Raw genomic sequence first — 9,452 nt, 5'->3', positions numbered from 1 at the left:
GGTTTTCTGGCTCTCTTTCTTGGTGACTTCTTTCTGAGCCAGCAGAAAGAAGTTACCCGCCCGCCGGGGCGGAATCCCGGCCACTCCGCAGGACTCAACAATCGAATGTCGGCTCTCAGAACAACAACCGAACGGCCGCATCGGGTCGACAGCCGTCAACCACGCCATCGTCTTCAGGTCCGTTTTCCAGGGCGCCGAAAACGCATCGGAGTGGGTCATGCCAGGTACTCCGCATGAGCATCCACCAGCACGCGGCCGTCGAGCAGGCGCACGCAGCGCGAGGCCAGCGCGGCATGTTCGGCGCTGTGGGTCACCATCACCAGCGTCGTGCCTTCGGCGTGCAGTTCGTGCAGCAGGCGCATCACCTGCTGGCCGTGCGCGCTGTCGAGGTTGCCGGTGGGTTCGTCGGCCAGCAGCAGGGCCGGGCGTGCGGCGATGGCGCGGGCAATCGCCACCCGTTGCTGCTGGCCGCCGCTCAACTGGCTGGGGTGGTGCGCAGCCCGGTGTGCCAGGCCCAGGCGTTCCAGCACCTCGGCCACCCGGATGCGCTGCGCCTTGTCCGGCAGTGGGCCGTAGCGCAGCGCCAGCTGCACGTTGTCGTGCACGCTCAGTTCGTCGACCAGGTTGAAGCTCTGGAACACGAAGCCGATGCGGCCGCGGCGGATGGCGGCCAGCTCACGCGATGTCTTGGCGGCGACGTCTTCGCCCTGCAGCCGGTAGACGCCGCTGCTGGGCCGGTCCAGCAGGCCCAGCAGGCCCAGCAAGGTGGACTTGCCGCAACCCGACGGGCCGGTGATGGCCACGTATTCGCCGGCTTCGATGGCCAGGTCGATCGTGTCCAGCGCGGTGGTTTCGATGTCGCCGGCACGGTGGCGCTTGGTCAGTCCTTGCAGCTCGATCATGGCAGCGCCAGCCTTTCGGCGTCAGTGGGGGGTTGGGAGATCAGCACCTCGTCGCCGGCCCGCAGGCCAGCCAGCACTTCCACCTGGCCGGCCGCGCGGCGGCCCAGCTGCACGGTGCGGCGCTGCAGTTCGCGGCCCTGGCGCACATACAGCTGGGTCTGCACGCCCGGGCCATCCGGTAGCAGCAGCGCCGCAGTCGGTGCGCTCAGCCTCAGCCGCAGTTCGACCGCCTGGCCGGGCCGCAGCCGGGTTACTGCGGCGCTTGCCGAGGCGGGTGCACCGCCGGATGCCTCGGCAGGGGCGGGCTCGGCAGGCCCAAGGTTCTCGGTCCAGCGCAGCAGCACCCGCACCTTGCCGCCCTGCACCTGCGGCAGTGTTTGCGCCAGGATCAGCGTGCCGCCGGCCGGATGGATGGCGGGGTTGGCGTGGGCCCCATCGGCGGCAACGGCGATCTGGCCGACCTGCAGGCGCGGCAGGTAGTACTCGTCGACATCGGCCACCAGCTGCACGCCGCTGGCGGGATCGTCGATGCGCCCGAGCCGGTCGCCCGGGCGCACGCTGGTGCCCACCTGCAGCTGAAAGCCGCTGAGCTGGCCGGCGATCGGCGCCCGCGGCTGCAGCCGTTGGCGGGCCCGTTCGAGCAATTGCAGGCCACGCTGCAGGCCTTGCACCGCGCGGGCCATTTCGGCCAGCGATTGCCGGCGGGTGTCGGCCTCCAGACGCTGATCGGCTTCGGCCTGTTGCAGCAACTGCGCCGCCAGCTGCTGCTGGCGCCCGGCCTGCTCCAGCGCGGCGTCGGCCACGAAGCCCGATGCCGCCAGCCGCGCCTGGCGCTGGTAGTCGGCCACGGCCTGCTGTTCGGCGGCCTGCAGCAGGGCCAGCTCGCGCCGGTTCTGCGCCAGGCTGGCGGCCAGCGCGCTGCGCTGCACCGACACATTGGCCATCTGCTGCGCGACCTCGGCGCTGCGCTGCATCAGCAACTGCTCCTGCTCCGGGCTGTGCAGGCGGTACAGCGGCGCACCGGCCGCGACCCTGTCGCCATCATGCGCCAGCACCGCCTCGACACGGCCGGCCTCGGCGGCATCCAGCTGCACCGAATGCAGCGGTTCGACCCGCGCGCGCAGCGCCAGGTCGTCGCGGAACTCCCCGGCGCGCACCGGTGCCAGCTGGGCCGAATCGAGCCGCTGCAGCTGCGGTGGCCGCTGCCAGGCCGCGGCCGCCACCGCAACGAGCGCCGCGGTGGCCACGGCGGCGGGCAGCACCAGGCGCTGCCAGCGCGGCGGTGGCGCCAGTGCACGGTCCATGGCAGCGCCGCTCGCCGGGGCGCTCGCGGACACCGCGGGAGCGCCAGCCCATGGGAGCACGCTAACAGGCACAGCCGTTGGTGGGTTCGACACGGGCAGCTTCATTTCGCTTCGCAGCGTCGGGCTTGACGCTGCGCCGGCCAAGCCCCCTGTCCGTTTTCGGACAATCCGCTGGCGCCTGCGCGCGCGAGGCTGCGAAGATCCGACCCGTGCCCGAGACGACGATCCTTCTGCTCGACGACGACCCCGACGTGGGCCTGGCCGCTCAATTGCTGCTGCAGCGGCGTGTGGCACCGGTGGTCTGCCTGCGCCGGCCGGCCGAGCTGGCGGCCGCGCTGGACCGGCTGCGCCCGGCGCTGCTGCTGCTGGACCTGAACTTCGGACCCGGCCGCACCGACGGCACGCAAGGCTTGCGCCTGCTGGCCGAGGTGCAGGCGCGCCCGCAGCCGCCGGCCGTGGTGGTGATGACTGCCTATGCCGACATCGACCTGGCAGTGCAGGCGCTCAAACGCGGTGCGTTCGACTTCATCACCAAACCCTGGGACAACGTGCGCCTGATCGCCATCTGCCGCGAAGCCTTGCAGCGCACGCGGTCCGCACCGGACGCCGATGTCGCGCCGGTCGCGGCAGAACCGCCACGTTCGCTGGCTGCGCAAGAACGCGCCGCCGTGCTGGCGGCGATGGCCGAGGCACAGGGCAATCTCAGCGCCGCTGCGCGGCTGCTGGGTGTATCTCGCGCGGCCTTGTACCGGCGCCTTGACAAGCATGGCTTGTAGAAGCCAGCCAACCGCCCAGCAACCGCCGAGGCGGTGCCAATGGCTGAGAAGCTTCGCCTGGTGACCGCTGCCCTGGCGTGGCTGGCAGCCGGAGCGCTGGGCCATGCGGCAGGAGAGTCGGCGCGGGTCTGGGTGGGGGCCGTGCTACTGGCGCTGCTGGGGCTGTGGCTCGCCAGGCCGCTGATGCGGCGAACGGTGGTGGCGTCGCCGCAGCCTGCCGAGCCGCCGCCGCCCGTCGACGAACAGCGGCTGGCGCTGCTGCAGGCCCAGATGGAGCATCTGCCGGTGGCCGCCTGGGTGCTGGCTGGCGAGCGCTTGCAAGCCCTGAGCAGCCGCGCGCGGCGCCTTGTTGCGCCAGGGGCTGTGCGCGACGCCGGGGCACTGCGTCATCTGCTGGGCCATGCCTCCGGCAGCGGCCCGGTGGTCCTGGACACCGAACGCGGCAGCGAGCGCTGGCAGTTGCTGCGTCAAGCGCTGGCGTTGGACGGGCAGGACCAGACCCTGCTGGTGCTGGTGCCGCTGGAGCAGGCGCTGGAGTCCGAATCGCTGGCTGCGTGGCAGCAACTGGTGCGGGTGCTGACGCACGAGATCATGAACTCGCTCACCCCCATCAAGAGCCTGAGCCAGACAGCGCAGACGCTGCTGGACGAATCCGGCGCCGGCGATGAACTGCGCAGCGCGCTGGACGCGATTGCGCGGCGGGCCGAGAGCCTGTCCGGCTTCGTGACCACCTATCGCCGCGTCGGCCAGTCGCCGGCCCCGGTGATGGCGCCGGTGGATCTGCGCGCCTTGTTCGCGCGCCTGCAGCAAGCGGTGGGACCGGCCTGGCAGGCCCGCGGCGGCGAAGCCCGCTTCGAACTGGCCTCGCCGACCCTGCGCCTGCAGGCCGACGAGGGGCAGCTGGAGCAGGCGCTGCTGGCGCTGCTGAGCAACGCCGAGCAGGCCACCGCCAACCAGGCCGTGCCGCGTCTGTGGGTGCAGGGGCGGCAGACCCGCGGCGGACGCTTGCAGATCAGCGTTCGCGACAACGGCCCGGGTGTGCCGGCAGGGCTGGAGCGGCAGATCTTCATACCGTTCTTCAGCGCTCGCGAAGGGGGCCAGGGCATCGGCTTGACCGTCGTGCGCCAGCTGGCCTACGGCATGGGCGGCCGGGTCCGGCATGTGCGTCCGCTGGAAGGCGGCGCCGCATTCGTCCTGAGCTTCTGACCGGCTACTCGATCGCGCTCGGCAAGCACGATCCGGCATTCAACACGCCCGTCGTCGCAGCCGGCTGGGTCGTTCAGCGAAAGTCCTTGATCGTGATGTTGTGGCGGCGCAGCTTTTCGTACAGCGTCTTCTTGCCGATGCCCAGGGCCTCGACGACGCCGGAGGGGCAGCCCTCATGCTGCTTCAAGGCGTTTTCGATCAAGGCTCGCTCGATAACGTCCATCTGCTGCGTCAGCGTCATCGGGCCCTGCGGCGCGAGCGGCGGGTTCAGGCCCTGGCCGTGTCCTTGCCCGTGTCCTTGTCCATTCGGCAGCTTCAATACGAAGCGGTCGGCCGCGTTGCGCACCTCGCGCACGTTGCCGGGCCAGTCGTAGGCCATCAGGCGGTGCATGTGCTCGCCGCTCACTTCAGGGGCTTCGCGCTCGTAGCGTTTCGCGGCCTGCAGCACGAAATGCTGGAACAGCAGCGGCACGTCTTCGCGGCGTTCGCGCAGCGGCGGCAGGTTCAGCACGGCGACGTTCAGGCGGTAGTAGAGATCGCTGCGGAACGTGCCGTGGCGGCTCATCTCGAGCAGATCGCTCTTGCTGGCGGCGATGACGCGGATGTCCACCGGCTGCTCGTCGTTGGAGCCCAGCCGCTCGACCTTGCGTTCCTGCAGCACGCGCAGCAGCTTGGCCTGGAACGACAGCGGCATGCTCTCGATCTCGTCGAGCATCAGCGTGCCGCCGTTGGCATGTTCGATCTTGCCGATGCGGCGCTTGCTGGCCGAGGTGAAGGCGCCGGCCTCGTGGCCGAACAGCTCGCTCTCCAGCAGGCTGTCGGGCAGGCCGGCGCAGTTGATCGCGACGAAGTTCCTGTCGCGCCGCCGGCTGTGGTCGTGCAGGCAGCGCGCCACCAGTTCCTTGCCGCAGCCGGTCTCGCCGACGATCATCACATCGGCCGAGGTTTCGGCCAGCATCAGCACCTGCGCCCGCACCTGCAGCATGGCCGGCGACTGGCCCAGCAGCGCCGCTTCGATGCCGGCTTTTTCATGCAGCTGGCTGCGCAGCGTTTCCACCGCCGCGCGCAATACGCGCTTTTCCATCGCGCGCATCGCCGTCTCGACGAAGCGCTCGGTCATGAACGGCTTTTCGATGAAGTCGTAGGCCCCGGCATGCATCGCTTCGACGGCCAGCGCCACATCACCGTGTCCGGTGATCAGCGTCACCGGAATGTCGGGGTCGATGCGGCGCACTTCCTTCAGCAGCGCCAGGCCGTCCATGCGCGGCAGGCGCACGTCGCTGATGACGATGCCTTGCAGCCCCGGCACGACATGGCGCAACGCCTCTTCCGCGGAGACGAAGGCCTGCAGTTCCAGCCCGGCCAGCCGCAGCGCCTGGCCGAGGCTGCTGCGCACGGCAGAGTCGTCCTCGACGAACAAGACCTTGAATCCTTCAAACATCGCCCGTCCCTCTATTGCCCGTCCCTTTAGACAGCGGCAGGTCGAACTCGAATGCCAGTCCGGATTCTGCCGCTTCGACACGCAGCTGACCGCCGAACTCGCGCACCAGCGTCGACGAGATGATCAATCCCAGCCCCAGCCCTTCGCCGGTCGGCTTGGTGGAATAGAAGGGCTCGAACAAGTGCTGCAAAACCTCGTCCGGCACCGGCGGGCCGGTGTCCGCCACGCGCACGCACAAGCGCCCCTCGCAAGGCCGGGCGCTGATCGCCAGCACCTTGACCGCCACCTCGGCCATCGCATCCATCGCATTCGTCGCCAGGTTGATCAGCACCTGTTCGAGCCGGTGGATCTCGCACTGCACCCAGCTGTTGTCGGCGACGTCGATCTGCACCTGCACCTGCTCGGCCGACGTGCGGTGCTCGAGCAAGCGACACACATTGGCGACCGCGGCATGCAGCGACACCGGCTCGTGCGCGGCCGGCGACGCGGGCGACTTGCGGGCGAAGACCTTCAGCTGCGTGGTGATGCGGTTCAGGCGCGCGGCGACGTCCAGGATGGCTTTCAGGTTGTCGATGGCCTCCTCCATCGAGCCACGCTTCAACAGGATCACGGCATTCGTCGCCAGCGCGCGCAATGCCGTCACCGGCTGGTTGATCTCATGCGATATGCCGACCGACATCTGGCCCAGCACGGCCAGCTTGCCGGCCTGGACCAGCTCTTGCTCGGCGCGCTGGCGTTCCTGCATTTCACCGACCAGCTTCTGGTTCGCATCGCGCAACTCGTGCGTGCGCTCGGCGACGGTGGATTCCAGCGCGTCGTTGGCCTGCTGCAAGGCTTGGCGGGCCCGCTGCTGCTGCAGCAGCGCCCGGCGGCGCTGCCCGAGGTACAGCGCCAGCAGGGCCACGAAAGCGGCGATGGCGCCGCCGCCCCAGGCCGCACGCGTGGCCGTGCGAGCGGCCTCCGTGGGGTCGGACACCAGCATCAGGCGCCAGCCGAACTGGGCCAGCGGCCGCTCCTGCGTCAGCCGCAAGGTGTCCGGCGAGGCCATGTCTTTCCAGCCCGTCAGCCGCACCAGCCGGGCACCACGTTCGGTGGTCTGCTCCTCGCGCATGCCCAGCGGCAGCAAGGTCTGCGGCGGGTAGCGTTCCGAAGCCTCCAATGACGCACGCCGGGTGCTCGCCACCGGCGCGAGCGTGCGGTACTTCCACTGCGGCACCGAGGACATGATGATCACGCCGTTCTCGTCGATCACCAGCACCTCTTCGCTTTCGCTGCGCACGCCCATGTCGATCCAGCTCGACTCCAGCGGGTCCAGGCTGATGCGCACGCCGATGAAGCCGAGCAGCTCGGTGTTGCGCATCACCGGCTGCGCGAAGCAATAGCCTGCCGCCGCGGTGGGCATGTCGACGGCGAAGAAGCCGGTACGGCCCTCTTTGAGCACCTGCGCCAGGAACAGCGGCGCGGCACGCGGCGCATTCGCTGTGTCGCCGCGGTAGGCGTCGCTGGACGCGAGCACATCGCCGCCGGCATCGAGCAGGAAAACCGCCATCGAGCCGGCCATCACGTTGACGCCGGCCAGCTTGCGGCTCGCCGCCCGCAGGTCCGCCGGTTGGCGCTGGCCGGCGAACAGCAGCTGGATGTCGCGGTCCACCTCCAGCAGGCCGGGCAGGTAGGCATGGCGGGCGATCTCGCTCTCCAGCGTCGCGGCATAAAGATCGAGTTGCCGCAGTGCGGTGTCGTCGATCTGCGCCAGCCCGGTTTGCCGGCTCGAACGGTAGGCGCCGAACGCCGCCGAGGCAATCAGCAGCAGCACCAGGGCGCCGGCCAGCCCACGCCGCATCAGTCGGGTGCTAGCGCCTGGTCGGCCGAAGAGAGTCGAGGCTGCACCCATGCGCGCCGAGTATGCCGGAGCCGGCGCCCGGCGTGGCGTGCCGCCGCGATGTCGAATCACACACGGAAATCAGCCGCCGCGTGTGGGTTTCGACACGCCGCCGCGCCGCACGCCGCAGGCCGCCGAATGAAATCAAGGGCTTGGCGAAAGCCTGGCCGCTGGCACGACATCTGCATACGACAGCTCCCAGCTGACTTGAAGAGGAAAACCATGACCCCTCAGACTCGAAAGCGCCTGCCGCCGGCGGCCTGGATTCTCATCGCGATGGTGCTGGGCATTGCCATCGGCTACATGATCTTCAAGAGCTTTCCGGACAAGAAGGCGGCCGCGCAGATTGCGGGTTACGTCTCCATCATGTCCGACGTGTTCCTGCGGCTGATCAAGATGCTGATCGGGCCGCTGGTGTTTTCGACGCTGGTGGTGGGCATCGCGCACATGGGCGACGCCAAGTCGGTGGGGCGGGTGTTCGGCAAGGCGCTGGGCTGGTTCATCACCGCGTCGCTGATTTCGCTGATCCTCGGGCTGATCATGGCCAACTTGCTGCAGCCGGGCCACAACCTCGGCTTGCCGCTGCCGGACATCGGCGCTTCGGCCAATCTGGCAACGTCGAAGTTCACGCTGAAGGACTTCGTCAGCCACCTCGTGCCCAAGTCCTTTGCCGAAGCGATGGCCAACAACGAGATCCTGCAGATCGTCGTGTTCTCGATGTTCTTCGGCGTGGCGCTCGCGGCGCTGGGCGACAAGGCCAAGACCCTGGTCGCCGCGATCGACGAACTGGCCCACGCGATGCTGAAGATCACCGGCTACGTGATGAAGCTGGCGCCGCTGGCGGTGATGGCCGCCATGGCCGCCACCGTCGCCGTCAACGGCCTGGAGATCCTGCTGAAATTCGCGGTCTTCATGGGCGACTTCTACATCGGCCTGTTCCTGCTGTGGGCGGTGTTGATCGGCGCCGGATTCCTGTTCCTGGGGCCGCGCGTGTTCAAGCTGCTGGTGCTGATCAAGGAAGCCTTCCTGCTGTCCTTCGCCACGGCCAGCTCGGAAGCGGCTTATCCGAAGATCCTGGATGCGCTGGACCGTTTCGGGGTCAAGCGCAAGATCTCCAGCTTCGTGATGCCGATGGGCTATTCGTTCAACCTCGACGGCTCGATGATGTACTGCACCTTCGCCGTGCTGTTCATCGCGCAGGCCTACGGCATCGAGCTGTCGACCGGCACGCAGATCACGATGCTGCTGATCCTGATGCTCACCTCCAAGGGCATGGCCGGCGTGCCGCGCGCCTCGCTGGTGGTGATTGCCGCGACGCTGAACCAGTTCAACATCCCCGAAGCCGGCCTGCTGCTGATCCTGGGCGTCGACACCTTCCTCGACATGGGCCGCTCTGCCACCAATGCAGTGGGCAATTCGATCGCTACCGCGGTGGTCGCCAAGTGGGAAGGCGAACTGCTGCCCGAGGCCGCGGCCGAAGCGCAGGCCCGCTTGCTCGATGCCCAGCCCTTGCCGCAGCCCAGCCCCACCTGAGGCGCCGGCCATGCACGCCTTGACCATTCACGCCGTGCCCACTCGCACTGTGCAGTCGGCGCCCGCCTGGTGTCCGACGCTGGCGTCGCGCCTGCTGGCCTTGTTGGTGTTGGCCGCCAGCGGATCGGCTGTTGCACAGTCCGACCCGGCGATCCTGAGCGGCACGCTGGCCAAGGTGCGCGACAGTGCGTCGATCACGCTCGGCCACCGCGAATCGTCGATCCCGTTCTCCTACCTGTCGGCGCGCGGTGAGCCCATCGGCTATTCGATCGACCTGTGCAAGCTGCTGGTCGATGCGATCAGCGAAGAGCTCGGCCGCGAGATCACGATCAAGTGGCAGCCGGTGACGTCCGAGACGCGCATTCCCGCCATTGTCTCGGGCCAGGTCGATCTGGAGTGCGGCTCGACGAC

General features: G+C 68.8%; 9 protein-coding genes. 4 read left to right on the top strand and 5 right to left on the bottom strand.

Going from position 1 to position 9,452, the window contains the following annotated elements:
- The 3 genes from VLK61_RS06700 to VLK61_RS06690 all read right to left on the bottom strand — a co-directional run.
- The coding region (locus VLK61_RS06700) for a hypothetical protein (protein ID WP_325419489.1) at positions 1–219 on the bottom strand (219 nt) is incomplete at its 3' end.
- Positions 216–902 (bottom strand): ABC transporter ATP-binding protein, encoded by a 687-nt coding sequence (locus tag VLK61_RS06695; protein ID WP_325419488.1) that lies wholly within the window; start codon positions 900–902, stop codon positions 216–218. The genes VLK61_RS06700 and VLK61_RS06695, both read right to left, overlap by 4 nt.
- The gene (locus tag VLK61_RS06690; RefSeq protein WP_325419487.1) at positions 899–2,206 is read right to left on the bottom strand and encodes an efflux RND transporter periplasmic adaptor subunit; all 1,308 of its coding nucleotides are present in this window, start codon (positions 2,204–2,206) and stop codon (positions 899–901) included. Before VLK61_RS06690 ends, VLK61_RS06695 begins: the two co-directional genes overlap by 4 nt.
- Positions 2,207–2,415: 209 nt before the next feature.
- On the opposite strand from VLK61_RS06690, the gene VLK61_RS06685 reads away from it, so the two are divergent.
- Together VLK61_RS06685 and VLK61_RS06680 are read left to right on the top strand one after the other, a co-directional pair.
- A complete protein-coding gene (locus tag VLK61_RS06685) occupies positions 2,416–2,982 on the top strand; it encodes a response regulator (RefSeq protein ID WP_325419486.1) in 567 nt (188 codons plus the stop codon).
- Positions 2,983–3,021: 39 nt separating this feature from the next.
- Positions 3,022–4,188: a sensor histidine kinase gene (locus VLK61_RS06680; RefSeq protein ID WP_325419485.1), complete on the top strand. Its 1,167-nt coding sequence runs from the start codon at positions 3,022–3,024 to the stop codon at positions 4,186–4,188.
- A gap of 73 nt (positions 4,189–4,261) precedes the next feature.
- On the opposite strand, the gene VLK61_RS06675 is transcribed toward VLK61_RS06680, so the two are convergent.
- Positions 4,262–5,629: a sigma-54-dependent transcriptional regulator gene (locus VLK61_RS06675; protein ID WP_325419484.1), complete on the bottom strand. Its 1,368-nt coding sequence runs from the start codon at positions 5,627–5,629 to the stop codon at positions 4,262–4,264.
- Positions 5,622–7,469, bottom strand: coding sequence for a sensor histidine kinase (locus tag VLK61_RS06670; RefSeq protein ID WP_325419483.1), 1,848 nt, complete (start codon positions 7,467–7,469; stop codon positions 5,622–5,624). The genes VLK61_RS06675 and VLK61_RS06670 overlap by 8 nt, the downstream gene beginning before the upstream one ends.
- Before the next feature lie 261 nt (positions 7,470–7,730).
- On the opposite strand from VLK61_RS06670, the gene VLK61_RS06665 reads away from it, so the two are divergent.
- Both VLK61_RS06665 and VLK61_RS06660 read left to right on the top strand, forming a co-directional pair.
- Positions 7,731–9,041 carry a dicarboxylate/amino acid:cation symporter gene (locus VLK61_RS06665; protein WP_325419482.1) on the top strand — a complete coding sequence of 437 codons (1,311 nt, stop codon included), beginning with the start codon at positions 7,731–7,733 and terminating at the stop codon, positions 9,039–9,041.
- A gap of 34 nt (positions 9,042–9,075) precedes the next feature.
- Positions 9,076–9,452 (top strand): transporter substrate-binding domain-containing protein (locus tag VLK61_RS06660; RefSeq protein WP_414636779.1); only part of this gene is annotated, 377 nt, incomplete at its 3' end.

It is taken from the genome of Aquabacterium sp. (genome assembly GCF_035476535.1).
Lineage (GTDB): Bacteria > Pseudomonadota > Gammaproteobacteria > Burkholderiales > Burkholderiaceae_C > Pseudaquabacterium.
This window is presented reverse-complemented; position numbering and strand designations above follow the sequence as displayed.

Coding starts and splice junctions, on each gene's coding strand:
- VLK61_RS06695 (WP_325419488.1), bottom strand. CDS start 902: ATGATCGAGCTGCAAGGACTGACCAAGCGCCACCGTGCCGGCGACATC.
- VLK61_RS06690 (WP_325419487.1), bottom strand. CDS start 2,206: ATGGACCGTGCACTGGCGCCACCGCCGCGCTGGCAGCGCCTGGTGCTG.
- VLK61_RS06680 (WP_325419485.1), top strand. CDS start 3,022: ATGGCTGAGAAGCTTCGCCTGGTGACCGCTGCCCTGGCGTGGCTGGCA.
- VLK61_RS06675 (WP_325419484.1), bottom strand. CDS start 5,629: ATGTTTGAAGGATTCAAGGTCTTGTTCGTCGAGGACGACTCTGCCGTG.
- VLK61_RS06670 (WP_325419483.1), bottom strand. CDS start 7,469: ATGCGGCGTGGGCTGGCCGGCGCCCTGGTGCTGCTGCTGATTGCCTCG.
- VLK61_RS06665 (WP_325419482.1), top strand. CDS start 7,731: ATGACCCCTCAGACTCGAAAGCGCCTGCCGCCGGCGGCCTGGATTCTC.